This is a genomic window from Vibrio sp. 1457, assembly GCF_033340195.1.
Lineage (GTDB): Bacteria > Pseudomonadota > Gammaproteobacteria > Enterobacterales > Vibrionaceae > Vibrio > Vibrio alginolyticus.
Window position 1 is genome coordinate 1 of record NZ_JAWOWA010000033.1, and the last position, 24,582, is coordinate 24,582.

27 protein-coding genes and 1 pseudogene are annotated in these 24,582 nt (G+C 40.2%); 25 read left to right on the forward strand and 3 right to left on the reverse strand.

Going from position 1 to position 24,582, the window contains the following annotated elements:
- Positions 1-628: 628 nt before the first annotated feature.
- From R7Z41_RS21795 to R7Z41_RS21825, 6 genes are all read left to right on the forward strand, one after another.
- Positions 629-1,111 carry a DUF2007 domain-containing protein gene (locus R7Z41_RS21795; protein WP_225478314.1) on the forward strand — a complete coding sequence of 161 codons (483 nt, stop codon included), beginning with the start codon at positions 629-631 and terminating at the stop codon, positions 1,109-1,111.
- Between the two features lie 167 nt (positions 1,112-1,278).
- On the forward strand, positions 1,279-1,959 hold the full coding sequence (locus tag R7Z41_RS21800; protein WP_225478313.1) for a hypothetical protein: 681 nt from the start codon (positions 1,279-1,281) through the stop codon (positions 1,957-1,959).
- A 152-nt stretch (positions 1,960-2,111) separates the two neighbouring features.
- On the forward strand, positions 2,112-2,423 hold the full coding sequence (locus tag R7Z41_RS21810; RefSeq protein WP_140140690.1) for an antibiotic biosynthesis monooxygenase family protein: 312 nt from the start codon (positions 2,112-2,114) through the stop codon (positions 2,421-2,423).
- 87 nt (positions 2,424-2,510) lie between these two features.
- Complete coding sequence (locus R7Z41_RS24705; RefSeq protein WP_395219590.1) at positions 2,511-2,867, forward strand: hypothetical protein; 357 nt, start codon at positions 2,511-2,513, stop codon at positions 2,865-2,867.
- A 320-nt stretch (positions 2,868-3,187) separates the two neighbouring features.
- Entirely contained in the window at positions 3,188-3,433 is a 246-nt protein-coding gene (locus R7Z41_RS21820; protein ID WP_225478311.1) for a hypothetical protein, read from the forward strand.
- 219 nt (positions 3,434-3,652) lie between these two features.
- Complete coding sequence (locus R7Z41_RS21825; protein ID WP_152560883.1) at positions 3,653-4,129, forward strand: hypothetical protein; 477 nt, start codon at positions 3,653-3,655, stop codon at positions 4,127-4,129.
- Between the two features lie 822 nt (positions 4,130-4,951).
- On the opposite strand, the gene R7Z41_RS21830 is transcribed toward R7Z41_RS21825, so the two are convergent.
- Positions 4,952-5,275 carry a hypothetical protein gene (locus tag R7Z41_RS21830; RefSeq protein ID WP_168192476.1) on the reverse strand — a complete coding sequence of 108 codons (324 nt, stop codon included), beginning with the start codon at positions 5,273-5,275 and terminating at the stop codon, positions 4,952-4,954.
- Between the two features lie 733 nt (positions 5,276-6,008).
- Between R7Z41_RS21830 and R7Z41_RS21835 the strand changes: the two genes are divergently transcribed.
- The 18 genes and pseudogenes from R7Z41_RS21835 (at position 6,009) to R7Z41_RS21920 (ending at position 22,459) form a co-directional block, all read left to right on the forward strand.
- A complete protein-coding gene (locus R7Z41_RS21835; protein ID WP_225478310.1) occupies positions 6,009-7,817 on the forward strand; it encodes a hypothetical protein in 1,809 nt (602 codons plus the stop codon).
- 205 nt (positions 7,818-8,022) lie between these two features.
- The gene (locus tag R7Z41_RS21840) at positions 8,023-8,430 is read left to right on the forward strand and encodes a hypothetical protein (protein ID WP_225478309.1); all 408 of its coding nucleotides are present in this window, start codon (positions 8,023-8,025) and stop codon (positions 8,428-8,430) included.
- A 623-nt stretch (positions 8,431-9,053) separates the two neighbouring features.
- Positions 9,054-9,659, forward strand: coding sequence for a hypothetical protein (locus tag R7Z41_RS21845; protein ID WP_053407942.1), 606 nt, complete (start codon positions 9,054-9,056; stop codon positions 9,657-9,659).
- A gap of 1,266 nt (positions 9,660-10,925) precedes the next feature.
- Entirely contained in the window at positions 10,926-11,936 is a 1,011-nt protein-coding gene (locus R7Z41_RS21850) for a 5'-nucleotidase (protein WP_053343203.1), read from the forward strand.
- A gap of 137 nt (positions 11,937-12,073) precedes the next feature.
- Positions 12,074-12,634, forward strand: a complete 561-nt coding sequence (locus R7Z41_RS21855; RefSeq protein WP_031780754.1) for a hypothetical protein — start codon at positions 12,074-12,076, stop codon at positions 12,632-12,634.
- Between the two features lie 137 nt (positions 12,635-12,771).
- Entirely contained in the window at positions 12,772-13,761 is a 990-nt protein-coding gene (locus R7Z41_RS21860) for a hypothetical protein (protein WP_225478286.1), read from the forward strand.
- Positions 13,762-14,452: 691 nt separating this feature from the next.
- Positions 14,453-14,920: an NUDIX domain-containing protein gene (locus R7Z41_RS21865; protein WP_025768909.1), complete on the forward strand. Its 468-nt coding sequence runs from the start codon at positions 14,453-14,455 to the stop codon at positions 14,918-14,920.
- A 153-nt stretch (positions 14,921-15,073) separates the two neighbouring features.
- Entirely contained in the window at positions 15,074-15,547 is a 474-nt protein-coding gene (locus R7Z41_RS21870) for a hypothetical protein (RefSeq protein ID WP_017819291.1), read from the forward strand.
- A gap of 692 nt (positions 15,548-16,239) precedes the next feature.
- Positions 16,240-16,725, forward strand: a complete 486-nt coding sequence (locus tag R7Z41_RS21875) for a GNAT family N-acetyltransferase (protein ID WP_029824608.1) — start codon at positions 16,240-16,242, stop codon at positions 16,723-16,725.
- 148 nt (positions 16,726-16,873) lie between these two features.
- A complete protein-coding gene (locus R7Z41_RS21880; protein WP_225478285.1) occupies positions 16,874-17,548 on the forward strand; it encodes a hypothetical protein in 675 nt (224 codons plus the stop codon).
- Positions 17,549-17,676: 128 nt separating this feature from the next.
- Positions 17,677-18,009 (forward strand): hypothetical protein, encoded by a 333-nt coding sequence (locus R7Z41_RS21885; RefSeq protein ID WP_238796047.1) that lies wholly within the window; start codon positions 17,677-17,679, stop codon positions 18,007-18,009.
- Positions 18,010-18,720: 711 nt separating this feature from the next.
- Complete coding sequence (locus R7Z41_RS21890; RefSeq protein ID WP_225478283.1) at positions 18,721-19,134, forward strand: RDD family protein; 414 nt, start codon at positions 18,721-18,723, stop codon at positions 19,132-19,134.
- 201 nt (positions 19,135-19,335) lie between these two features.
- Positions 19,336-19,617: a type II toxin-antitoxin system Phd/YefM family antitoxin gene (locus R7Z41_RS21895; protein ID WP_000086647.1), complete on the forward strand. Its 282-nt coding sequence runs from the start codon at positions 19,336-19,338 to the stop codon at positions 19,615-19,617.
- A complete protein-coding gene (locus R7Z41_RS21900) occupies positions 19,614-19,901 on the forward strand; it encodes a type II toxin-antitoxin system RelE/ParE family toxin (protein WP_203491063.1) in 288 nt (95 codons plus the stop codon). The genes R7Z41_RS21895 and R7Z41_RS21900 overlap by 4 nt, the downstream gene beginning before the upstream one ends.
- A gap of 186 nt (positions 19,902-20,087) precedes the next feature.
- The gene (locus tag R7Z41_RS21905; RefSeq protein WP_225481802.1) at positions 20,088-20,336 is read left to right on the forward strand and encodes a hypothetical protein; all 249 of its coding nucleotides are present in this window, start codon (positions 20,088-20,090) and stop codon (positions 20,334-20,336) included.
- Positions 20,337-21,033: 697 nt separating this feature from the next.
- Positions 21,034-21,420: a GFA family protein gene (locus tag R7Z41_RS21910; protein WP_225478287.1), complete on the forward strand. Its 387-nt coding sequence runs from the start codon at positions 21,034-21,036 to the stop codon at positions 21,418-21,420.
- A gap of 160 nt (positions 21,421-21,580) precedes the next feature.
- Entirely contained in the window at positions 21,581-21,871 is a 291-nt protein-coding gene (locus R7Z41_RS21915; protein ID WP_069527732.1) for a hypothetical protein, read from the forward strand.
- A 150-nt stretch (positions 21,872-22,021) separates the two neighbouring features.
- Positions 22,022-22,459: pseudogene (locus tag R7Z41_RS21920) on the forward strand (GNAT family N-acetyltransferase).
- Between the two features lie 150 nt (positions 22,460-22,609).
- Here R7Z41_RS21920 and R7Z41_RS21925 read toward each other — a convergent pair.
- Both R7Z41_RS21925 and R7Z41_RS21930 read right to left on the reverse strand, forming a co-directional pair.
- Complete coding sequence (locus R7Z41_RS21925) at positions 22,610-22,882, reverse strand: hypothetical protein (RefSeq protein WP_225478281.1); 273 nt, start codon at positions 22,880-22,882, stop codon at positions 22,610-22,612.
- 59 nt (positions 22,883-22,941) lie between these two features.
- Positions 22,942-23,181 (reverse strand): hypothetical protein, encoded by a 240-nt coding sequence (locus R7Z41_RS21930; RefSeq protein ID WP_225478280.1) that lies wholly within the window; start codon positions 23,179-23,181, stop codon positions 22,942-22,944.
- Positions 23,182-23,589: 408 nt separating this feature from the next.
- Here R7Z41_RS21930 and R7Z41_RS21935 point away from each other — a divergent pair, with 408 nt between their 5' ends.
- Positions 23,590-24,084, forward strand: a complete 495-nt coding sequence (locus R7Z41_RS21935; protein WP_225478279.1) for a hypothetical protein — start codon at positions 23,590-23,592, stop codon at positions 24,082-24,084.
- The last annotated feature ends 498 nt before the right edge of the window (positions 24,085-24,582 follow it).

Genomic DNA, 24,582 nt, shown 5'->3' on the forward strand with positions numbered 1-24,582 from the left:
CTATGCGTTGAATTTAGTGATTAAGGTGGTTTGCGGCGGCTTAGGTATTGCGTTGCTCACCCCTTAGCAGGGCGTTAGTACGGGTTTGACATCAAAGGTCATAAGTTTTGGTGTTTATCTGTTTTGGCGCTCGTCTTTACACCTTTGAGTTAGTGCCTTTCACTTTCTTTCCGGTGGCACTATATGCGCAGTGTTCGCTTTGATTTCACCGTTTACGGCTTCTAACTCTTAGCCTATTTCTTTGGCGCTTCTTCATTTTCGTGGTGGTTTTTGAAAGAACCTTGATTACTTTTGTTGTGGCTGTTGAAGTACGAGGAAAGAATCCTTTTCTAATTTGAAGCAAGTGAAAGTAGGGCTGTTCAGTGCGTTTTTCTTCTAGCCAACTTTCGTCTTTCGATCGGGGTAAAGTTTTGTAGCTGCCCGTCTCACTTCAGTGTTCAAAGCCTTTCATATCATCTCAGTTTTCAATATCTTGGAGTACATAAATAAAAATAGCGCATGTACTAACAAATTGCTTAAGAGTGATTCGCAACGCTTGGCAGTTTCGCTTCGCTCAAGTATAGCCAAGCGCTGCTCACACCTTAATGCGGCGTTATGGCGCAGGGACAGAATCGGCTGAGGGAGTAATATGAGCAAAAAAGTAAAAGTAGCCTTGAATTGGCTCAAAGGCCTTTTGGAGTCGGAGAATATCGAGTATCAAATAGTCGGTGGCTTGGCGGCGACAATTCATGGTGGCAACCGTGAAGTTGCAGACATCGATCTTTATATCGAAAACTCTGATGCAAACAAAATATTAGCTCTCGTTTCGCAGTACATTTCTAAACCACTAAATCATTACTCGGAATGTGGCTGGGACTTAGAGTATTTTCAGCTAATCTACCGAGACCAAAAAATTGAAATAGGTTTGGCTCAACATACCAAGATTCAATCTTCAGTGGATGGTTCGTGGCATCAACTTGAAATCGACTTTTCAAAGTCAGTAACCAAAGCCTACCAAGGCATTGAATTACAAGTTATTCCTGTTCATACGTTAGTAGAATACAAACGAATATTGGGTAGGGAAGTTGACCTAATCGACGTTCAGCAGTTAACTTCAAGTTCAGCGCCATAACAAAGCATTTAAGAGTGATTCTCAACGCTTGGCATTTTTCATTCTTTCGTTGAGTTCAGTGTTTACGGTGGTATGGTTGGGTTTCGTGGTCGCGTTGTTCACACCTTAATGCGGCGTTATAATTTTGGAGATTCCTCATGAGGATAAATCACACATGTCCATATTGTATGCAAGAAGCATTTAATAGAAGCGGCATGCAGAGTCTTAGTTTTAGGCTTACGCCTCACATGCTCCATGATAGCGGAGTACACGAAATTAAATGTCCGAGAGGTCATGAATATTCAGTTGTGTTAAATGCTGCAAAATATGAGATTTTATATGACTTAGGTATGAATGCTTTGGGTGACGGCTACACTCGGGAGTCGGTTTCGTCATTTGCTAGTGCTCTGGAGCGCTTTTACGAATTCTTCATAAAGTTTCAAATGGTGAACACTGGCATTACATCAGAACTCGCAGATCAAGCGTGGAAGACCGTTTCAAATCAATCTGAAAGGCAGCTTGGTGCTTTTACCTACCTCTACTTATCATCACTAGGTGAATTACCACCAGAGCTAAGCAGCAATGATCGTGGCTTTAGAAATAAAGTAATTCATAAAGGTTACATTCCATCCGTAGACGAAGCTATCGGGTTTGGAAAGGTTGTTTACAACCATATAATGGCGGTTATATCAGAACTTGAAGTTAAATATGGTCGTCAAAAACTGTATGAGTTTTACTCGAGTCAACTTCCACAAGGTGGTTCTAGTTGGGTTGTCAATGAATCTGCCAAGTCTATGAATCTATCTCAAACATCTGGAGGCACCTCAGTGGTTGATTTTGATACTATGTTACAGAGGTTTAGTCGATAGAAAATTATAACAAACTGTTTAAGAGTGATTCGCAACGCGTGGCATTTTTACTATGCGTTGGTTTTGGTGTTTAAGGTGGTATGCGGAAGCATCGGTATTGCGTTGCTCACACCTTAACAGGGCGTTATAACCACGGCATAAATGGAGTATGTATGATAGCAAGGGAATGGAAAGCTACTTGCCCTAAAGAATATAAAGAAGGGTTTATTGCATACCTGTACGAGACAGGAATCAAAGATACATCTAATACACAAGGTTTTCTCGGTGCTCAAATTCTAAATCGAGATTTAGGCGATATTGCAGAAATCACGTTGTTGACCTACTGGGAAGATCTTGAATGTATTAAAGCATTTTCTGGTGAAGACATCAGTGTTGCCAAGTTGTATCCAGAGGATGAAAAGTACAAACTGAATCCAGATCGTCATGTTAGCCACTATGAAGTCTGTGAGAACATGTGGTTATAACAAACAATTTAAGAGTGATTCAGCACGCTTGGTATTTTCGGTTTGGGTTAAGTTTAGTGGTTAAGGTGTTCAAATTGAGTGTTGTGGATGCGTGCTTCACACCTTAATTGGGCGTTAGTTGCCAAGGCGAAAAACGCGGCTAAAGCAGAATGTTTAGGGCTAATGTTCGTGCATTTCTTGTTCGGTTTTGTATTTCAAATTTTAGTCTTTCAGGATTGTGCAAATCAGGCTTTGTTTTTTGTGGTCGGACTTTCCGTTTTAGAAGCCAAGTCATTTGTTGAGAGTCTGCTCTGTGATATTGTCTTTTCAAATGAGCTTTTTGGTGTTGTTAGGGTGTATTCAACGGCGCTGTTTGTTCCAAGTGGTTTCAGTAACAGGCGCTTTGAAACTGCGCCTGATTTGAGTTTCTCAATACACGTCAAGTTAGTGTTGGCGAAGCGGTAATCAACTTCAAATTAAAGCCTTAAGTTTGTCAACTAACAAAGCATTCAAGAGGGATTCACAACGCTTAGCGGTTTCGGTTTGTTTTGAATTTAGTGTTTACGGCATAGTAATTTAGGTTCGGTGGTATGCGTTGCTCACCACTTAATGCGGCGTTATAACTCTATGGAGAAAGCTAAATGGTCAAATACTTTTCTAATCATACGAGCCTTGAAAACCGAGCTCTTCAGATATGGCAAATTTTGATAGGGTTCGCTTACGAACGCAAAATTACTACTTACGGTGAAGTCGCTGATATTCTTGGATATAAGGGAGCGGGGACAATGGATAGACAATTAGGTCATATTCTTCACTTTTGTGCTCAGAACAAACTGCCTCCTTTAAGTGTTTTGGTTGTTAACGCCGAAACAGGCTTGCCTGGTGATGGCTTTGAAACTATCGGGGACTTACACAAAGCTAGAGAAAAGGTATTCAATTATGACTGGTTTGACGTAATACCTCCGACACCAGAGCAGTTTGCGAAAGCATGGGATATCGCAGAGGAAAACAACTTTAGCATCGAGTTATAACAATCTGTTTAAGAGTGATTCGCAACACGTGGCATTTTTACTATGCGTTGGTTTAGGTGATTAAGGTGTTATGCGGCGGCATCGGTATTGCGTTGCTCACACCTTAACAGGGCGTTAGCACACACTCGGTGGAAACAAGGACATTAGATGAAATTTCGAAATGCAGGAATAGCCTCTCTAGTTCTCTTTTGTGCATCCTGTAGCGATGAAAGCGAGATAATGGAAGCAGATGTAGTCAATAGTATTCCTTTACTTGCCTTAGTCGAATCTACGGTTGATAGTAACGAACTAAAACTGGATTTTTCTTATCCCACTCGAGTTATTAAATACGATCAGTCGACAGACGAAGAATCGCACTTTGATACAGTTCGATTGCAGATCTTGCTGGAAGAACAATTGGTTTATTCGGTACTAGCAGACAGAACAAGCCTGACACGTGAAAAGTGTCTCGCTCTTTATCGAGGTTATTCTCAAGCGTTAACTGAAAAGTACAATTTTGTTGCTCAAACAAGAGAAGAGAAAGTGTTTGGCAAGCTCATGGAAGTAGATGATGGGCTGTTGTCAAAGGATAGCAAGCTGAGAGTTAGTATGGGATGCCAATTACTAGACACATCAAAGTTAGAAAAGTTCTCATTGAGAATCGACAGCGTTCAATTGTCAGCACTAGCAAATAGCAGATTCGAGAAATTGGAATAATTATCCCCTTACAAATGTGTGCTAACAAAGCGTTTAAGGCAGATTCCCAACGCTCGGCATTTTCGGTTTGCTTTGAATTTAGTGTTTACGGAACAATGCCTTAAGTCTGGTGGTTTGCGTTGCTCACTACTTAACGCGGCGTTAGTTTGCAAGAGGAAAAACGTAGCTATATCGCAAGGTCTAGTGGTAAAAGTTCAAAGTTTAAGTTGTCGTATTGGCTCTCAATTTTAGTGTTAACTTGCGTGGTGAAAATCCAAAATTGGTATCGTTTCAACGGTTGATTTGTTCTTTGATGTGGCGAGTTTTGGGTTAACTGCGTTGAACTTTTTTGCTGAAACTCTGCTCGTTGAGTTTGTTGGTACAAAAGCCGATTTACTCGCTGAAATGGTGTTTTCTCTGGTGTGGAAAGTTCACGTGGTTTCAGTGGCTTTGTTGAAAGTCCGCACTGTGAGATTGGTTTTCCAAAAGCGTTTTTTGGTGTTGTGAGTTCGGTTTCTGCCACGTTGCTTGTTCCAAGTGGTTTCATTGAGTTGCCGCTTTGAGACTAAGCCTGACTTAAGTGCATCAAAGCACATAAAGCTTGTTGTTTTCAAAATTTAAAATAACGTAAAATCAACTCCTTGGGTTTGCAAACTAACAAACTGCTCAAGAGGGATTCGCAACGCGTGGCATTTTCACTATGCGTTGGTTTAAGTGATTAAGGTGGTATGCGGCGGCTTTTGTATTGCGTTGCTCACCCCTTAGCAGGGCGTTAGTCGCCAGAAAAAGCTAGCAGTCAAAATTATGTTTCTAAGCTAAATATTTGGCAACTGTTTGTCCGGTTCACTGCTTCATCGACGTTGGTCTAAACTCATTTTCAGCTGTTTTAAGTCCAAGTTTTGCAATTGTCCTAGCGGTTGTTTTGTTCTTTGGTGCTGATAGATCAGGGGCATCGAAAATCTGTTTTTGGTTGCAACTCCGCTCGGTGAGCTTGTTGGGTACAAAAGCCGATTTACTCGCTGAAAGGACGTTTTCTCTGGTGTGGTAAGTTCCACGTGGTTTCTGTGACTTTGTTGAAAGTCCGTACTGTGAGATTGGATTTCCAAAAGCGCTTTTTGGTGTTGTCAGTCCATTTTCTGCGGCGTTGTTTGTTCCAAGTGGTTTCATTGAGTAGCCGCTTTGAGACTACGCCTGACTTAAATGCATCAAAGCACATAAAGTTTGTTGTTCGCAAAGTTTAATTTGGCTTAAAATTGTCGCTCGGTGCCTCGCGACTAACAAACTGCTCAAGAGGGATTCGCAACGCGTGGCATTTTTACCATGCGTTGAATTTAGTGATTAAGGTGGTTTGCGGCGGCTTTTGTATTGCGTTGCTCACCCCTTAGCAGGGCGTTAGTTGCCAAGGCGAAAAACGCAGCTAAAGCAGAGCATTTAGGGCTAATGGTCTGTGCTGTTTTTGCCTGATTCTGTGTTTAGGTGTAAGTTTGCTGAAGTTGCGTTGGATGTTTATTAGTGTGGTTTTGGTTTTGTCGTTTCAGAAGCCGATTTACTTGTTGAAAGTCAGCTTTGTGGCATTGTCTTTTCAAATGAGCTTTTTGGTGTTGTTAGGCTGTATTCTACGGCGCTGTTTGTTCCAAGTGGTTTCAGTCACAGGCGCTTTGAAACTGAGCCTGAACTGAGTTTTTCAAAGCACATAAAACTAGTGTTGGCAAAACGGCAATCGACTTCAAATTAAAGCTTTAGGTTTGGCAACTAACAAGGCATTCAAGAGGGATTCACAACGCTTGGCAGTTTTGGTTTGAATTAGCTTAAGTGTTTACGGCACAATGCTTTAGGTTAGGTGGTGGCGTTGTTCACCCCTTAATGCGGCGTTATATTTATTTAAAGTAGATGGTTAGGTATGAAAATTACAAAAGAAGAAGTAAAGCCTTATTTGTCGGTGCTTGTTGCTCACAGTCCTGATGAAGATCGTACGGTTAAAGATTTTGCTGAGCGAGTAAAAGAGATGATCAATACTTCTATCGAAGTATCATCTTGCACTGAAATTGAAGTAGAACAAATTGACCAGGATTCTGAAGTGGCATCTTTTTTCTTTAAAGAAGCTTGTGCGCCATCTTGGGCTCCTGAAAGTGATTTAAGGGATTTGCTTCATCACTTTTCGGCTGTTATCAGATACAAGTCTACATATTCATTTTACTTCTCAGATCCTGATTTAAAAAATAAGTTCCTTGATAATATGGATGAAGACTCTGAACTAGGGCTGAAAAGAATAAAACAAGGAATTCTTAACTATGCGTTTCTCACGGGGGATGGCATAAAAACTCTTTGGCTCTATGGTATACATAGACGAACAGAGGTTAAGCCAGATTCAAAAATCTTAGCAGGATTAGATTTAATTAATGCGATAGATCATATAGGTGATCAAACTTACGCTTATTCGGCTGTCAGAACTCAGGTTAAGTTAGAAGAAAAAAAACGGACCGTAGGAATTAACCCTAGCAAATCTTCGATTTGGCTAGGACCAACAGGAGGTTGGGACAACTTCATTCGATTAGTGATTGGTTTATCTAAACTAGTAAGTAGCACTACTAAGGAAGAACTTGCCCCAATACATACACTATCTTATTCGACAACAGATATTAATGACTTACAAGGTGCCTACGATTTCTCTTTTGTGGATATTGATACAATTCCTTCAGAGTCAAGAACTACGCGGACATTTGATTTCTTTGAAGAGATAATTGATGACTATGATTTTGAATTGATAGAGTCTCCTGAGGACAAAAAAGAATCATTTATATTGTCAGTATCTTTAAAGGATGATGCAGGGAATATTGAGTGCGGGACTGTGATAGCCAAGCCTGTATTGTCAAAAACAGGAGTTTCATTTGATGTTTCCCTTAACGAAGTAAAAGGTAAGAAAGGTAAACTGAAAAAGTTCAGCCGTATATTTAATTCTCCTAGGCTTTTGAGAGGTTGGTATAAATCAGGTCATGTGCTTTCTGACGGTCAAATCCACTTAATTACGTATCGCGATGCAAAGTTCGAAGATTTTACTTGGGTCGACTTTAGTGGGTTTGATGTAACTAAAGAAAAACCTCTCGATGTTGATGATAAATTGGATCTAGATAAAATTGGAAAAACAAATTCTTTATTTTGTTGGACTAAACAGAACTGGCCTCATAATGTAGATTTACCCTATTTGAAAGGGACTGAAAAGCACAAGGGGTGGTTAGTTTGTGATGATGGTTCTGGTGAAAAAGCTGACTTTATTCATGCTGTTAATATAAATGGAGAGTATCATTTTTCACTTATTCATATCAAAGCTTCGGGTAGCAGTAAAGACACTCGTCAAATATCTGTTGGAGCTCATGATATTGTACTAAACCAAGCAATTAAAAATATCAGGAACTTGGATAGGACACTATTTCTTGAGGCTGTTAAGTCCAAGGTGTCAGCGACGACACAGAATTTAGTATGGGAAGATGGTACTCAGAAGCATATATCTGATTTTACAAACTTTTTAGATGGTATAAACGCAAGGATAAGTCCACATGTTGTGGTTGTACAACCTCATACGCGTGAGAAATATCATGCTAATTCTGATCACCTGCTTGTCCGAAAGCAACTCGACACTTTACTACACAACGCTAAATATGTTGTAGCAAGTGTTGGTGCATCTTTCGATATTATTGGTAGTAAAAAATAAATATAACAAACTGTTTAAGAGTGATTCGCAACGCATGGCATTTTTACTATGCGTTGCGTTTAGTGTTTAAGGTGGTATGCGGAGGTATCGGTATTGCGTTGCTCACACCTTAACAGGGCGTTATGTGTAATATGAGTCAGTGTTCACATTGTGTTGACGGATGTTTTTATAAAATTTCTTTTTAAATCAATCGCTAGGAATCATTATGGAAGATGTAAAAGTACAAAAAAGTGAAGTTAACGATTCAAAATCGAGAACTTCAAAGGTCACACTTGAACAAGCAAATACAGCCTTAACTATAGTGATAAAAATAATAGTTATCGGAGTGTTACTTGCTTCATTCAATGCTGGTAAGTCTGTCTATCAGCAGTACGCGCATTACGGACCAAGTTGTACGGAAAAAGCATCAAGTTTCCAGTACTGGATCGATAAAGCTGGTAAAGAGAAAGGTAAAATTGTCTCAGTACATCAATCACGCTTGCAGACTGAGAATGGAACCACGCAGTGTTTTGGTCAGTTCCAAACTGAGAGCGGTCAATATAAAGACTGGAGTGGCTCTATTAGTGAGCTAACGAACAAAGAAGTAATTGGTTGGGCTAGAGTCTCCAACTAATTACACATAACAAAGCATTTAAGAGTGATTCGCAACGCTTGGCATTTTCGCTTCGCTCAAGTATAGCCAAGCGCTGCTCACACCTTAATGCGGCGTTAGTTGCCAACGAGGAAAAACGTATCCAAAACAGAATGTTTAGGGCTAATGTCCATGTGTTTTTGACTAGGTTTAGCAATTCGGTTTTGAGTCATTTGGGTTTGCAAAAATCGCGCTTTGGTTTCTTTGGCTGTTAACTTTTCTGTTTCAGAAATCGATTTACTTGCTGAAAGTAAGTTCTGATACATTGTGTGCTAAAAAGCGCTTGTTGGTGTGGTTAATCCGTTTTCTACGGTGTTGTTTGTTCTAAGTGGTTTCAGTAACAGGCGCTTTGAAACTGAGCCTGATTTGAGTTTTTCAAAGTACATAAAGCTAGCGTTGGCAAAGCGGTAATTAACTTCAAATTAAAGCTTTAGGTTTGGCAACTAACAAAGCATTCAAGAGGGATTCACAACGCTTGGCAGTTTTGGTTTGAATTAGCTTTAGTGGTTACGGCACAATGGTTTATGTAGGGTGGTGGCGTTGTTCACCCCTTAATGCGGCGTTAGGCTTTCCATCGTTAATATTCATGATTGAGGAGTACATGAATGGATTGGCTACATAAGATAGGTACATTGCTACCAGTAACAGTTGTGGTAGCTATATCACTCTTTATTCTAAGAGAATGCGTTGATCTTGTTAAAAAATATCGTGAAAAACAAAGGAAAACTAGAGCAATCAAGTTACTACTAGCAGAAGAACTAGAACGGAATCATTGGGCTCTTTTGACGGTTTTCAATGTACTAAAAGAGATTAAAGAGTATACAGATGAACAAAAAGAAGTTGAATACTCATTGATTATCGCTCGGAATGGTTTGGAGCATTATCATGCTGAACTTGAAGATGGGCACTCTGGGTCGGGAATATTCCGGTTCGACTTCTCTGTCTATGAAAAGCTTTTAGTCTCGATAGCTGAACTTGATGAAAAATTATTTGAAGCGATCAGTGCAACGTATACTAAAACTAGAGAATTAAATCACTATCGAGATACACTTTTAGACTACCTCAGCGGCGAAGATCTTGCACCTACACCTGAAATCACAAAAGGCTTCTTATGTGGCTTGTCTGAAGAAGAAGCTGATTATTATGGGTACTTAAATGATTCCTACAAGCTATTAACGGGCACTACGTTAGAGAAAAAGCGATTGTGGTAACAAAAAGCCTAACAAAGCGTTTAAGACAGATTCCCAACGCTTGGCATTTTTCATTCCATCGTTGGGTTTTGTGTTTACGGTGGTATGGTTAAGTTTCGTGGTGGCGTTGCTCACTACTTAACGCGGCGTTATGCGACAAAGCTAAATTTTAATCTATCTTCAATTGCGTTCTCTTTGGCAATTCGTTTTTTGGTTTCGGCAAATCAGTATTTTCGGCTCAAATTTTTCAATCACTCAAACCGTAAAACATGCCAAAGTTCGTGAAGTTGCCTCATTAAAAATTGCATTTGGTAGTGGAAAGTTTGTCGGGTACAAAGTGTGGAAAGGGCAAGTTTACGGAAAGTAGGTCTTCGCTGAAATTTCGGTTCGTTGAGTTTCTCTCAAGCAAAAGCTAATTCTTCGCTTTAAATCAGCGTTCCGCACTTGTGGCGACCTTTTTACGAAATGTTGAATTCGCTGGTTCTTGAATCACAAAAAGTTATCTGCGCGTTGGTAGTTTTTCGTGTTTAGGGTAATGTTTTCGTTGGTCAATTTAGCGTATGCGTACAAATCGCATAACAAACAATTTAAGCAGATTCGCAACGCGTGGCAGTTATGGTTTGCAGTGCGTTTTGTGTTTAAGGCGCAATGCGGCAGCTTTTATATTGCGTTGCTCACTACTTAATTGGGCGTTAGTACGGGTTTGTCATCAAAGGTCATAAGTTTTGGTGTTTATCTGTTTTGGCGTTTGTCTTTACACCTTTCAGTTTGTACCTTTCACGTTCTTTCCGGTGGCACTATATGCGGAGTGTTTGCTTTGATTTCACCATTTACGGTGTCTAACTCTTACCCTATTTCTTTAGCGCTTCTTCTCTTTCGTGGCTTTTACTAAGTCAGAATTGTCTTTCTTTGGTATTGCCGTCGAAGTGCGAGGATCGAATCCTTTTCTAATTTGAAGTCAGTGAAAGTAGGGCAGTTCAATGCATTTTTCTTCTAGCCAACTTTCGTCTTTCAATCGAGGTAAAGTTTTGTAGCTGCCCGTCTCACTTCAGTGTTCAAAGCCTTTCATATTATGCCACTTTTCAATATCTTGGAGCGCATAAATAGAAGTAGCGCATGTACTAACAAATTGCTTAAGAGTGATTCGTAACGCGTGGCATTTTTACTTTGCGGTGGCTTATGTGATTAAGGCGCTGTGCGGTAGCTTTTGTATTGCGTTACTCACACCTTAGCAAGGCGTTAGTTGCGTCATAGAAAAATTTTAATATGTCAGAAAGGGAAAGGATTATGCCAATAGATTTAACAGAAACTTTGGTTGTTGGGATTTCAGCTACTGCACTATTTGATTTATCTGAAGCTGATGAGATCTTTAGAGAAAAAAACAAAACAGATCCAAACACAGCGATAGACGAATATCGAACATATATGCTTGAGCACGAAGATGAACCTCTAAATGATGGTACAGCTATGCCGTTAGTAAGGTCACTGCTAAATCTCAATACGCACAAAAGTCCGGAAGATAATGCGCCGATAGTCGAGGTAGTTGTTATTTCAAGGAATAGTCCGGAAACTGGCTTTAGAGTATTGAATGAAATTCGTAGGAGAAAACTTCCTATTACGCGTTCAGCATTTACAGCTGGTGAAGCGAGTTCGATCTATTTAGACGCTTTTTATGTCGACTTATTTCTAACTACCAACGAGCAAGATGCTCAAGAGGTCATCGATAGTGGGGTATGTGCCTCGGCATTAGTTAAAAGGCCCCCTCAGTCAGAGGCGAGTTTGAACGAAGAGCAAGTTCGCTTTGCTTTTGATGCGGATGCTGTGCTTTTTAGCGAAGACAGTGAAATTGTTAACCAAACGGATGGGTTAGAAGAGTTCTGGCGTAGTGAAAATGAAAAACAGGATATCCCTTTACAAGAGGGGCCATATGCTAACCTTCTAAAAAAACTATCAAAAGTACAAGAAAGGTTGCCTGGGCGTATTGAATATTCTCCTGTAAAATTGGCTATTATGACTGCGCGAAATAGCCCTGCGGAAATGAGAGTTATAAAAACCCTTCGTAGTTGGAATGTGTATATTGACCAAGCATTTTTTCTTGGAGGTTTAGAGAAAAGTCGCTTTCTAAAGGCTTTTAAGCCACATATCTTTTTTGATGATCAAGATTCACACTTGGACCCTGCGTCAACAGAGGTTCCGAGCGCAAAAGTTCTTTATCCATCAAACTCAATTCTGAATAAAATAATGCAGGAAAAAGCCAAGAAAAAAGTTGATACAGTGCCAGACGAAGCATGCAACTAACAATCTGTTTAAGAGTGATTCGCAACGCGTGGCATTTTTACTATGCGTTGCGTTTGGTGTTTAAGGTGGTATGCGGAAGCATCGGTATTGCGTTGCTCACACCTTAACAGGGCGTTATGTGTCAGAAGGAATTTTGAGTGAAAGTTGAGAAAGCAAATGATGAAATGTGGATGTTTCATCAACTACTTCTAGAAGACGTACGTGCAGCAAGAGACTTTGGATTAAGCGTTAAATCTCGTTTTGCTCTGCGAACCCTTTATCGAACAAGCGCGGCATACATTGAAGGAGTTACCTATCAACTTAGGTTAGTTTGTCTAGCTGCCCTAGAAGATGTCCCGGATATTTTTGATGCTAACGAAATTATGTTGCTGAGGGAAAAATCCGTAGGCCTAGACTACAAAGGAAGAATCAAAGAGCGTGATTCTTTTCAATCACTTAAGTCTAATATTCTCTTTCTTTTCAGGTGTTTTGGGAAGTTACACAAATTAGACTTTGAACCTAATACCAGTGACCATCGATGGGCAAGTCTAGGTGAGTTTATCGAAATCAGGAACTCGTTGATGCACCCTAAATCGATTGAAGATTTCGAAATGACCGAGATCAAAAATAAAGTAAGCCTTGAGGCTGTAGAATGGTTTCACGAAAACTTGAAGCGCCTCTATAGAGAATGTGAAACAGCGGATATCGCTAGCACATAACAATCTGTTTAAGAGTGATTCGCAACGCGTGGCATTTTTACTATGCGTTACGATTGGTGTTTAAGGTGGTATGCGGGAGCTTCGGCATTGCGTTGCTCACACCTTAACAGGGCGTTATGTGGCAGGAGAAAATTCCGATGAAATCGGTCAAAGAAATAGAGCAAGAGTTTCCTACTTTATTTGAGGTTCTTGGTTCAGAGTACATTGAAGAGTTAAAAAAAGAGCAAGGTGCTCTTGCTAAACGAGCAACCATAAACCCTTTCTTCCGTATTTTGTATATGAGGGATGAACTAGGAATAGAAGAGTGTTTTTCTCAAGCAATTAAAAAGAAAACAATAAGCTTGGATAGATTAAAACGCTTTCGTGATGAAAAGAAGAACGTCAATATTCAAAACTTCATTAATGAACTTCATGTACTAAATCCAATCTTCGACAACGGTAAATTTCTAGACGAAACCGATGTCGCTGTAAGCCCCGATTTTCTAGCGAAAATTAAAGGGGTGGATGTTGTTTTTGAATGTGTGTCAGTTAATGAAGCCGCTGAGTCTGAAAAGCAAAGAAATTTGGATACCGTTGCACGTAAAAAAGCACAAAAAGAGTGGGAAAAACAAAACCCTCAGGGTGGGGTATTCAGTTCTTTTTCTGAAGTTGCGCCATTTGGCACTATTCAGACTAATGAAATTATAGAAAAAATTAAAAAGAAAAAGGGCTCCAAGCAAGTAAAGGATTATCAGTACAAAATACTAGTGATGTCGTTCAAAAATATGTCGTTTCTCTGTAGACCAATTGAATGTTTGCCTAGTAATGGCAACCTTTATGATGGAATCCATAGCGGCTTCATTTTTAATGCATTTTATGGAAAACGTGGGGACTTAGTGTTTGAAGGTAATCGTTTTGACGGTGCTCGTCACAAGATAACTAGAGTAAAAAGTGACGGAAAATTCATAAGAGACAGTAGTTACAATCTATGTATTCTACATTTTGAAACTCAGCCAGAGGAGCGATATAAAGAATACGTCTTTTTTGAAAATCTTAACAACCCGCTTCCTTTGGAGTTATCTAATGCATTGTGTGATAAATTTAATCCTTACGAAAGTTATACAATACTAAATAAATATGTAGGATAGCCACATAACAAAGCATTTAAGAGTGATTCCCAACGCTTGGCATTTTTCATTCCATTGTTGGTTTTTTTGTTTACGGTGGCATGGCTTAGTCTTGTGGTAGCGTTGCTCACACCTTAATGCGGCGTTAGTACGGGGTTGGCACCAAAGGTCATAAGTTTCGGTGTTTATCTGTTTTGGTGTTCGTATTTACATCTTACAGTTTGTACCTTTCACGTTCTTTCCGGTGGCACTATATGCGGTGTGTTCGCTTTGATTTCACCGTTTACGGTTTCCAACTCTTAGCCTATTTCTTTGGTGCTTCTTCTCTTTCGTGGTTTTTACTAAGTCAGAATTGTCTTTCTTTGGTGTTGCCGTCGAAGTGCGAGGAACGAATCCTTTTCTAATTTGAAGCCAGTAAAAGTAGGGCAGTTCAGTGCGTTTTTCTTCTAGCCAACTTTCGCCTCTTAACCGAGTTTAAGTTTTGTAGCTGCCCGTCTCACTTCAGTGTTCAAAGCCTTTCATATCATCTCAATTTTCAATATCTTGGAGCGCATAAATAGAAGTAGCGCATGTACTAACAAATTGCTTAAGAGTGATTCGTAACGCGTGGCATTTTTACTTTGCGGTGGTTTATGTGATTAAGGCGCTGTGCGGTAGCTTTTGTATTGCGTTACTCACACCTTAGCAAGGCGTTAGCTTTCAAGGAGGAAAATTGAGCTCAAGTGACTATATCAAAGAGGTTCGTTCTAAGGTTGGAACAATGTCACTTCTTATCCCCGGCGTTGCGGGTGTCATTTTAAATGAAAACAAAGAGCTACTACTTCAGCAAAAATCAGATGGCACATGGAGCCTTCCAGCCGGAATGATTGAACCTCAAGAGTCGCCAGTGCAAGCATTGATCAGGGAAGTTCGCGAGGAAACAGGTTTGGCTGTAAAAGTAGAACGCCTACTTGGTGTATTCGGCGGTGAGGGTTTTGGTTTTACATACCCAAATGGTGATCAAGTTGAATACACAGTCATCATGTTCAAATGTGTAGTAGAAAGTTGTTCTCAATCCGCACTTGATGATGAAATGGTATGCCTTAAATGGTTTTCAAAAGGAAATATGCCAAGGCTTGAGCTGCCTTACCCGTTGGATTGTTTGTTTGCAGAAAATGATTCAGCGTACTTCGTTGGCTAGAAAGCTAACAAATTGTTCAAGAGTGATTCGGCACGCGTGGCATTTTTACTATGCGTTAGGTTCAGTGGTTAAGGTGGTATGCGGTGGCTTAGGTATTGCGTGCCTCACACCTTAACAAGGCGTTAGGCTAATAAAATAATAATGAGGAAAATAATGAAAAATAAAATTTTAACGTTAACAACGTTAGTTGTAGCTTGTTCAGTAAATGCTCAAAATGTTATCACCACTTCTTTTGGCGATTTTCAAATTGAAGCTGATGGCTTGTACTACCAATCATATAAACTCAACGGTAAGTCGTTAGGTAATAGTGAGTTTCTGGAAGTTGATGGTCAGCTACTAGGTATGTCTGATGACTCCAATTATATTGTTTTACGTGGCGTTACTGGTGGCAGAGGGTGTGCAGAGGTTTTATCGATTGTGAAACTATCTGAAGGAGAGGCTTCTTTTAGTCCTGCGCTGAATGCATGTGGTGGGGTCGATAATGTCGAGTTTAACAACGGTGTTGTTACCGTAACCGCATTCGAAAGAGATGAAACCACAAAAATTGAATATTTGGTAGAAGGTCGCAAGGTTTTAGAAAACGGTAAGAGTATGTTAGTTAAACATAAGTTCGCAGAAAATAATTAGCCTAACAAACTGTTTAAGAGTGATTCGCAACGCGTGGCATTTTTACTATGCGTTGCGTTTTGTGTTTAAGGTGGTATGCGGCGGCATTGGTATTGCGTTGCTCACACCTTAACAGGGCGTTAGTACGGGTTTGGCATCAAAGGTCATAAGTTTTGGTGTTTATCTGTTTTGGCGCTCGTCTTTACACCTTTCAGTTAGTGCCTTTCACGTTCTTTCCGGTGGCACTATATGCGGAGTGTTCGCTTTGATTTCACCGTTTACGGCTTCTAACTCTGAGCCTATTTCTTTGGTGCTTCTTCATTTTCGTGGTGGTTTTTGAGAGAACCTTGATTACTTTTAGCGTGGCTGTTCAAGTACGAGGAAAGAATCCTTTTCTAATTTGAAGTTAATGAAAGTAGGGCAGTTCAGTACGTTTTTCTTCTAGCCAACTCTCGTCTCTTAACCGAGTTTAAGTTTTGTAGCTGCCCGTCTCACTTCAGTGTTCAAAGCCTTTCATATCATGCCGCTTTTCAATATCTTGGAGCGCATAAATAGAAGTAGCGCATGTACTAACAAATTGCTTAAGAGTGATTCGTAACGCGTGGCATTTTTACTTTGCGGTGGCTTATGTGATTAAGGCGCTGTGCGGTAGCTTTTGTATTGCGTTACTCACACCTTAGCAAGGCGTTAGCCGACAACCAGAAATTTGAGTTATGGAGAACAAAGTGAACGTAAGGAAAGCGATCAAGCAAGACTCCGGTAAGTTGCTAGAACTTATTGGACACAAAGCTGAATTTGACCGGAGTATGAGAGGGTTCGACGGCGAAATCTCCGCAACTAAAGAGAAAATTGAACGAACCTTATTTGGTGACTATCCGTTTGCCCATGCTTTGCTATTGGAAGTCGATGGCGAAGTTCAGGGTTTCGCCTTGTTTCATTATCGTTACTCTTCCTTTCGAGGCGAGCCGTCTATTTGGCTTGATGATCTTCTAGTTGTTGGTAAGCACCGATCAAAGGGCTACGGTTCTGAACTTATGTATGCTTTGAAAACGGAAGCTCAAAAGTCATTAACTTCTCATATTTCTTGGACAGCTAGCCCATACAACACCAAAGCACACCAATTCTACAAGAAGTTAGGCGCAGAAGTCGAAAGGATGGATGGTCAGCGTCCGTATTTCCGTTGGGCAATGTACGGCTAACAAGCAATTTAAGAGGGATTCTCAACGCTTGGCATTTTTGTCTCTACTTCAAATTTAGTGTTTATGGCACAATGCTTTAGGTGTGGGTGGTAGCGTTGTTCACCCCTTAATTGGGCGTTATGTGATTAAATGATATTAGGAGGCTTCTTTGTTTAAAGAAATATATTTATTGTACCTTCTCGCGGTAGGGCTCTATTTACAGTATTCGTTAATCCCTCTAAAAATTAGAACACAAACACTCGAATGGAGCCGTGTATCTGGTGAAGCGCCGGTCATAGGCCTTGTGGCCGTTTCGTTCGCTCTTATTCTCGCAACTCTTCTTAAAGGGGTTCTGCTTAACATTGCATGGCTATCCCCTATAATCGATTGGTTTAAATCCATATTTCCACATCAATATAGTGGCACGGTTTTTCTTGTTGTTGTGGTTATTGCGTTAATCCCCGTTGCTATAAATAGGCGCTACACCATGGACAAGCAGCTTAAACTAGTAGAGGGATATGGAAATCAGTTTTCAAAAATGTATCTTCAGTCAATTAAAAAGGGAGTTCCATTGAAGTTTACTTTTAACAATGGTGTTTTTTATGTGGGGTACATTAACGAATTTCATCCTGCTGAGAAAAGCCAAGTCTTAGCAGTTTTTCGATTATTGTCTGGAGTAGCTGATACCGCTACAGGTGAAATTAAAATAAGTAACTGTCTTGAATTCAATCGTATGGATGAGAATGCAGACATATCTGATCAGGTTGTTGCACTAAAAACTGATGAGCTATTTTCTGTAGAGTTCTGGGATGCACATAACAAACAATTTAAGAGTGATTCCTAACGCTTGGCATTTTTGGTGTGAAATTTGAGTTTGGTGGTTACGATGGCTATGTTGAGTTCGGTAGTTGCGTTACTCACACCTTAATTGGGCGTTATGTGCTTGGAGCTATCAACATTATGGATCATCGAATGGATATCGACGAAATTGAAGCGAGCATAGTCACTCAAATATCTGATTACTGGGGGAGTGCTGCCGATGACTTTTGTACTTCAGAAAGTACTAACATACCATTTCAGAGGTTTGTACTTGAGTTTTCCCTTTATAAGTATTCCGTAGTTAGGATCAATTTTGAGCGAAATAGCCTATTTTTCAGTGAAGTGTCTAAAGGTATAAGTTTCAGCCTTTTATCACGTAAAGTTAGTTATCTAGATTTGACCGATGCTCTCGCCGAAATTGATGAAGAAGTTCGCTTAAGGATCCCTGATAAGTATTTAGTAGCTAAAGGTTGGCAACGCACATAACAAATTGTTCAAGAGTGATTCGGCACGCGTGGCATTTTTACTATGCGTTGGTTTTAGTGGTTAGGGTGGTATGCGGAAGCTCAGGTATTGCGTGCCTCACACCTTAACAAGGCGTTAGGTGCAGTAAGAAATTTCTTGGTTCAAGTTTTTAATTTCTCTTTGGCCATTTGCTCTGGTTTTTCGGCAATTTGGCCTTATCTACCCAAGTTCATGAATCACTCAACCCGTAAAACATATCAAAGTTTGCGGGTTGCCTCATTCAGCTTTGTAATCGGTTTGTTGTTAGTTTCTTGGGCTCAAATCGCTTCAAGTTTGTCTGTCGTCGAAACGGGTCTATTGGCTGAAATTTTGCATTGAAAGTTAGTCTTTCCAAAATCCATTTTTATGCGCTGAAAAGCCAATTTCTTTGGTGTTTTGGTTGCAGTAGGTTTCAGAAACTTAGTCGTTTCAGCATTTGGGTTTTAATTAAATTCAGTGGATTACGTGTATTTCTTTTTCCCAAAGGGTGGTTTTAAAAATCCAATTTTAACTATTTGCGTGAAGCGCCTAACAAAGCATTTAAGAGTGACTCACAACGCTTGGCGATCTCAGTTTAAACTTGGCTTTAGTGTTTAAGGTGCAATGGTTTGGGTTAGGTGTTTTGCGTTGTTCGCACCTTAATGCGGCGTTAGCAAATTTATTCGACATCTAACTCACATGGAGGAAAAGTAAGTGGAAACAGACAGAGATTCGATTATCGAATCGCATAGGCTTGCAAGCCCGGGTCTTCGGTATTTAGGACAAATCATTGATGGCGCAATAAGTGCCGCAATATTCATTTTCTTTCTTTGGCTCGGTACATTAATTGGTTTCTCCCAAGACTCATCTGGCTTAATCGCCTTTTCTGCCGCTGCTTTTTATTTCCTACTTTCTGATGGTTTCGCAAAAGGTCAAAGCCTCGGTAAGAAGCTACTAGGTATCTCAGTTATAGATTCTGTTACAGGAAAAAGTTGTAGTTTCCCTCAGTCATTTTTCCGCAATGTTTTGACACCAATAATCGGCATGATTGACGCGCTCTTTATTCTAGGTAAAAGAAGACAGAGATTAGGTGACAAACTGGCGAAAACAATCGTTGTAGTAAATTAGCTAACAAACTGTTCAAGAGGGATTCGCAACGCGTGGCATTTTCACTATGCGTTGATTTTAGTGTTTAAGGTGGTATGCGGAGACATCGGTATTGCGTTGCTCACCCCTTAACAGGGCGTTATAACGCAGAATCAATTTCTTGCTCATAACTGTTAGTTGAACTATTATTTGTACGTTATTTTGTACCAGTTGGAGTTCAATATGAGTCGTATTCATTTCGATCAAGACATTCAGCCGTTGTCTGAGTTTCGCGCAGGTGTAGCTTCTTACATCAAACAAATCAATGAGACTCGCCGTCCATTGGTAATTACTCAACGTGGCAAAGGTGTTGCTGTTGTCCTTGACGTTGCTGAGTATGAAGCAATGCAAGAGAAAATCGAATTACTGGAAGAAATGCGAACAGCGGAAGCTCAATTAGCTTCAGGTCTTGGCGTCTCCAATGATGATGCGCGTGCTCAAGTTTTGGGGCGCATTAAAAAATGAAAGTAGTTTGGTCTCCATTAGCGCTTCAAAAGTTAGGCGATGCAGCGGAGTTCATTTCTTTGGATAACCCATCTGTGGCAGAAAAGTGGGTAAACGAAGTTTTTGACAAAACTGAACTACTTGGCAGTATGCCTGAGATGGGGCGCTTTGTTCCTGAAATGCCTCATACGAATTATCGTGAAATTATTTTTGGTCACTATCGTATTATCTACAGCTTAAGTCATGAAATCCGCGTACTAACAGTTCGTAATTGTCGTCAAATGTTGTCGGAAGATGATGTGTAAAACTGCGTTTTAACAAAGCATTTAAGAGTGATTCCCAACGCTTGGCATTTTTGGTGTCATCGTTGGGTTTTGTGTTTACGGTGGTATGGTCTAGTTTTGTGGTAGCGTTGCTCACACCTTAATGCGGCGTTATGTGCTAGCAAAATCTGGAGGTCAGTTTTGAATAATGAATCAAAGGAAAGGACATTGGGTGATGTCGAAAAAACTTTCTACGAAACATTAGCAACCAACCGGGTATTTTCGTCTCACAACAAATCGGCTTCAGCACAAGAAGCTCTAGTAAAAAATATTGAGGCTTTAAGTCACGAAATAAACAAAGCTAATGATTCGTCAACTAAATTAACAACTAGCCTTAATCGGCTTACTTTAGCAGCGGTTATCATTGCAGCTCTAACCCTAGGTTTAGAGGTAATAAAGTTATGCTTAGGGAAATAGCACATAACAAAGCGTTTAAGGCAGATTCGCAACGCGTGGCATTTTTCGTCCAATTTGAGTTTTGTGTTTACGGTGCAACGGTTTAGGTTAGGTGGTAGCGTTGCTCACTACTTAACGCGGCGTTATGCGTCACTACATAAACGGAGTTCGATATGCCTATAGCAAACTGCATTTTATCGCCTAATGCGCCTGATAAATCGATTAGTTCAGTCAATATGATTGAATTGTGGGGAAAACACTCCGGGTTAGATACTTCAGAAATGACGGTAATGGTTGTACGGGTGAGGCGCAATTTGGAAAAGAGTATTTAGCTGTTTGTTCGTTAAATCTACCCACTATTTGGCCGAGCAAGTCGATAAGTTTGCTCCAACTTGGGTTATCGAGCGCTATCTCAGAGTACTACGGACTTGACGCGAGTAAGGTCAGAGTAATGACATCGCTAATCGAATCTGGGTATGTTGTAGAAGGCGGCAGTGAAATCAAGTGGTGAAACGCAATGAGCGCATAACAAAGCGTTCAAGAGGGACAGTCAACGCGTGGCGACTTTGGTTCAAATCTTGGCATCTGTGTTTACGGTGGTAAATTGAAGTTTAGTGGTAGCGCGTTGCTGCCCCTTAACGCGGCGTTATGCGTACTAATTAACAAGGAAGAATTAAATTTGAAAGGAAACTGTTTGTGTGGAGAGGTTTCGTTTGAGTTGTCAGGCGAATTACCAGCCATCTATCAATGCCATTGTTCTCTGTGTCGCAAGATATCGGGTTCTTCATCAAACTCAGCGTTGATTGTTAAAGCATCAAGTTTTAAGTGGCGTTCCGGCGAACATCAAATTAGGTCATTCTCCACAAGCTCAGGTTTTAAATCTGAGTTTTGTTGTCAGTGTGGTTGCCCAGTACCAAATATTAGCTCAAGCGGTGATTCATATTGGGTGCCCGCAGGTCTATTGTCCGAGCCTGTGGAGACGAAAGTTTCTGCTCATGTTTATGTCGGTTCTCGCGCAAGTTGGGATGTTGGTTTCATAAATGACGGTATACCGCAGTTTGATACGATGCCAACTAAGAAAGATTGGTTAAAAATATGCGGGTAACGCACGCATAACAAGGCGTTCAAGAGGGATTCTCAACGCTTGGCAGTTTTGGTTCAAAGTTTGGCTTTTGTGTTTATGGCACAATGGTTTAAGTTGGGTGGTATAGCGTTGTTCACCCCTTAACGCGGCGTTAAGTGTATCTACAAGTAAGGAGGCTAAATTGGCAAGGAAATCTTCGATAGAACATGTGTTTAATGAACTGGTTGATCTGAGTAAGCAGTTTTGGCAGGTGAGCCTTTTTGCCACAATATTGTTTATTGTACTTACGTTGTTTGCAGTTAAATTCGCTGTTGGAATGCTAAGTGGGGTTGATTCTGGTTCACCAACGAATGTAGCAATCATAAATTCAATTGGTTGGGTGTTTTATTTAGTCCCGATAGTTTTCGGGATGATTACGCTGTTTTTTGGTGTAAATACTCTTAAAGGATATGTGGAGTCAAAATACACTTAACAAAGCATTTAAGAGTGATTCCCAACGCTTGGCATTTTTCATTCCATCGTTGGGTTTAGTGTTTACGGTGGTATGGTTGGGTTTCGTGTTAGCGTTGCTCACACCTTAATGCGGCGTTATGAGCTTTCAACGATAAAGAGTCTGGAGAGTATTTTGTTTGTAGCTCGTCAAGCTGAATTAGGTGACTATGAATTCCTATTCGAGCTTAAGAAAGCGGCTGAGTATGAACCAATTAATACGGTTTTCGGTTGGGATGAATGTGTTTAACGGGATATCCATCGACAAGAGTGGGAAGATGGTAAGCCTAAAATTATTGAAATAAATGGTGAATCTATCGGTAGTTACTTGGTACAAGAACATTCCGATTACTTATATTTTGGACGCTTTTTCTTACTGCCGCAGTTTCAAGGGAAAGGCTTAGGCAGCAAAATTTTAAAAGGTGTTGTTGAACTAGCGCATGAAAAGTCCTTGCCTATAAAGCTTTGTTATTTACAAGGCAATCGGGTAGGTCAGTTGTATTCAAGGTTTGGTTTTCAAGTAGTATGTCAAGACAAGCAGTTCGTGCATATGATTAAACCACGCTCATAACAAAGCGTTCAAGAGGGACAGTCAACGCGTGGTGAGTTTGGCTCAAGTCTTGGTATTTGTGTTTACGGTGTTAAATTGAAGTTTGGTGGTGGCGCGTTGCTGCCCCTTAACGCGGCGTTATGCCACCCAACTACAAAGGGCAGCATTTGATTAAATGAATCTGACAATATAGCGTTCTCCATCTTTATCTATTTCATAAAATTTAGAGCCTGACTCTTGAGCCTGTTTCAGTAAAGTGTACATTTTTATTGCTTGTTCGAAAGATTCAGTTAAGCCTTTATCTTTCATCTCTTGATAAACATCAATCGCCTTTTCAAGAGTCGGTAAAGCGTCATTAAACTTAGTTGTTCCAGCTAGTTTAAGAATTTTATCTTCAAGTTCAGTCGTGATTCTAACTCGACGATCTGCTTTAGATAATTTCATTAATGCCCCTTAAAGAGTCGATGTTGATTTTACCCAACACCGACAGTCTTAATTATTTTTTATAAAAACATGCCCACAATAAGGCTTAGCATCAAAGAAAAGATTGCTCCAGTGATAATGTTAGGCCAACAGATCTTGTCCTTCCAACGCATCACTTTCTTTTTTGCCATGGGGTATTCAACTTCTTTAGTTGCATTGACAGCGTAATCGAACTGCTGATTTAACATTTCTGTATCCTCATTAGTTAGTTTCTCGATTTTTACTTCGCAATTAATAAAGTTAAAAGTTTTCATTGTCATGAGCCATTTCCTTAAGGAATAGGCCATTGCTTCTCATCTACATTAGGAATGATGTATGTAGGTCTCGGCCACAACAAGATGAGAAACTTTCCATACATATCATCATCTTATTTCTCTATGCATGTTCATGACTCCTTAATTGTTAGGTTATACGTTTTGTATAACTGGTGAATGGTAAAACTAAATCAATAAGTGACTTAGTTCATGGTTAATGGTAGGGACAAAATGGGGACAAGTAAAGCATTATTTGTCCATCAGGTGGCATAACAAACAATTTAAGAGGGATTCTCAACGCTTGGCATTTGGGGTTCTACTTCAAATTTAGTGTTTAAGGTACAATGCTTTAGGCTGGGTGGAGGCGTTGTTCACCCCTTAATTGGGCGTTATGCAACAGTATGGGGAGTAGCTTTGAAAGTCGGAATTGAAACAGTTAACGATCTTAGAGATAAACTGAAGTACGAGCGTGAGAGAGTCATAGATACTCAGCACCCTTACGACTTTTTTAACTTCGTTGTAACGGCATGGCATCTACACCACGACTGGATGAAAGAAGACAAAGAAAATAGGCCAAAGCTATTTCATAAAAAAATAAATTTGTCCCCTCAACCTATCAAAGAGTTAATAAAGGCTATTCGTGACTTGGCTAATGGCTCAAAGCATTTTCGTCTAGATGGAAAAAATGAGAAAAAGAAAGTGGTCTTGTCAGTGCACCAGCCTGAAGTAAGGGATTATTATAGTTACTTCTTTGGCGCTCAAAGAGGAGTTTCACTAGAGGGAGCATATTATTCGATTGGCGATATAGTTTGTATTGTTGATGAATATTTTGATTGGTTATTTGACGATAATGTTCCAGAAAGTGACTTTCCAGTTAAGCTGTTGAATTATCTTACTTCTAGAGTGTAGGGCAATGTTGCATAACAAAGCGTTTAAGGGGGATTCTCAACGCTTGGCAGTTTTGGTTCAGAGTTTAGCTTTTGTGTTTATGGCACAATAGTTTAAGTTAGGTGGTATCGCGTTGTTCACCCCTTAACGCGGCGTTATGTTTTCTTTGATTCTCAATGACTAAAATGATTTCGGGGCTCTGATTCTTTGGTCTCTTTGGCGGTTTGATCGAGTAGCCTCAGCAACTCCGCTTTGTCTGTTCAAATTCTAGAATTCCTCTACCGACTTCGTTCTTCAAGATTCGTGGGTTGCTTCAATTCGAAGTCGCGCCTCCGTGTTGATAGTCTGTCTGGCGTAAAGTCGCTGTTAGTGTATTTGCCAATCAGCCTATTGGCTTGGCAGTTCTCTCGGCAATTTGCCATTGTTCTGCGCTGTGGTTTGAAAGAGAGGGCGCTTGTTAAAAGTTGGTCGGGTTGCCTCATTGGAAAGGGAAGCGCAATTACGCGCTTTGTATTTGGT

Excerpts from the sequence above, each read along its gene's own strand:
- R7Z41_RS21795 (WP_225478314.1), top strand. The coding sequence starts at position 629 with ATGAGCAAAAAAGTAAAAGTAGCCTTGAATTGGCTCAAAGGCCTTTTG.
- R7Z41_RS21800 (WP_225478313.1), top strand. The coding sequence starts at position 1,279 with ATGCAAGAAGCATTTAATAGAAGCGGCATGCAGAGTCTTAGTTTTAGG.
- R7Z41_RS21810 (WP_140140690.1), top strand. The coding sequence starts at position 2,112 with ATGATAGCAAGGGAATGGAAAGCTACTTGCCCTAAAGAATATAAAGAA.
- R7Z41_RS24705 (WP_395219590.1), top strand. The coding sequence starts at position 2,511 with ATGCGTGCTTCACACCTTAATTGGGCGTTAGTTGCCAAGGCGAAAAAC.
- R7Z41_RS21820 (WP_225478311.1), top strand. The coding sequence starts at position 3,188 with ATGGATAGACAATTAGGTCATATTCTTCACTTTTGTGCTCAGAACAAA.
- R7Z41_RS21825 (WP_152560883.1), top strand. The coding sequence starts at position 3,653 with ATGGAAGCAGATGTAGTCAATAGTATTCCTTTACTTGCCTTAGTCGAA.
- R7Z41_RS21830 (WP_168192476.1), bottom strand. The coding sequence starts at position 5,275 with ATGAAACCACTTGGAACAAACAACGCCGCAGAAAATGGACTGACAACA.
- R7Z41_RS21835 (WP_225478310.1), top strand. The coding sequence starts at position 6,009 with ATGAAAATTACAAAAGAAGAAGTAAAGCCTTATTTGTCGGTGCTTGTT.
- R7Z41_RS21840 (WP_225478309.1), top strand. The coding sequence starts at position 8,023 with ATGGAAGATGTAAAAGTACAAAAAAGTGAAGTTAACGATTCAAAATCG.
- R7Z41_RS21845 (WP_053407942.1), top strand. The coding sequence starts at position 9,054 with ATGGATTGGCTACATAAGATAGGTACATTGCTACCAGTAACAGTTGTG.
- R7Z41_RS21850 (WP_053343203.1), top strand. The coding sequence starts at position 10,926 with ATGCCAATAGATTTAACAGAAACTTTGGTTGTTGGGATTTCAGCTACT.
- R7Z41_RS21860 (WP_225478286.1), top strand. The coding sequence starts at position 12,772 with ATGAAATCGGTCAAAGAAATAGAGCAAGAGTTTCCTACTTTATTTGAG.
- R7Z41_RS21870 (WP_017819291.1), top strand. The coding sequence starts at position 15,074 with ATGAAAAATAAAATTTTAACGTTAACAACGTTAGTTGTAGCTTGTTCA.
- R7Z41_RS21875 (WP_029824608.1), top strand. The coding sequence starts at position 16,240 with ATGGAGAACAAAGTGAACGTAAGGAAAGCGATCAAGCAAGACTCCGGT.
- R7Z41_RS21885 (WP_238796047.1), top strand. The coding sequence starts at position 17,677 with ATGGATATCGACGAAATTGAAGCGAGCATAGTCACTCAAATATCTGAT.
- R7Z41_RS21895 (WP_000086647.1), top strand. The coding sequence starts at position 19,336 with ATGAGTCGTATTCATTTCGATCAAGACATTCAGCCGTTGTCTGAGTTT.
- R7Z41_RS21900 (WP_203491063.1), top strand. The coding sequence starts at position 19,614 with ATGAAAGTAGTTTGGTCTCCATTAGCGCTTCAAAAGTTAGGCGATGCA.
- R7Z41_RS21925 (WP_225478281.1), bottom strand. The coding sequence starts at position 22,882 with ATGAAATTATCTAAAGCAGATCGTCGAGTTAGAATCACGACTGAACTT.
- R7Z41_RS21930 (WP_225478280.1), bottom strand. The coding sequence starts at position 23,181 with ATGACAATGAAAACTTTTAACTTTATTAATTGCGAAGTAAAAATCGAG.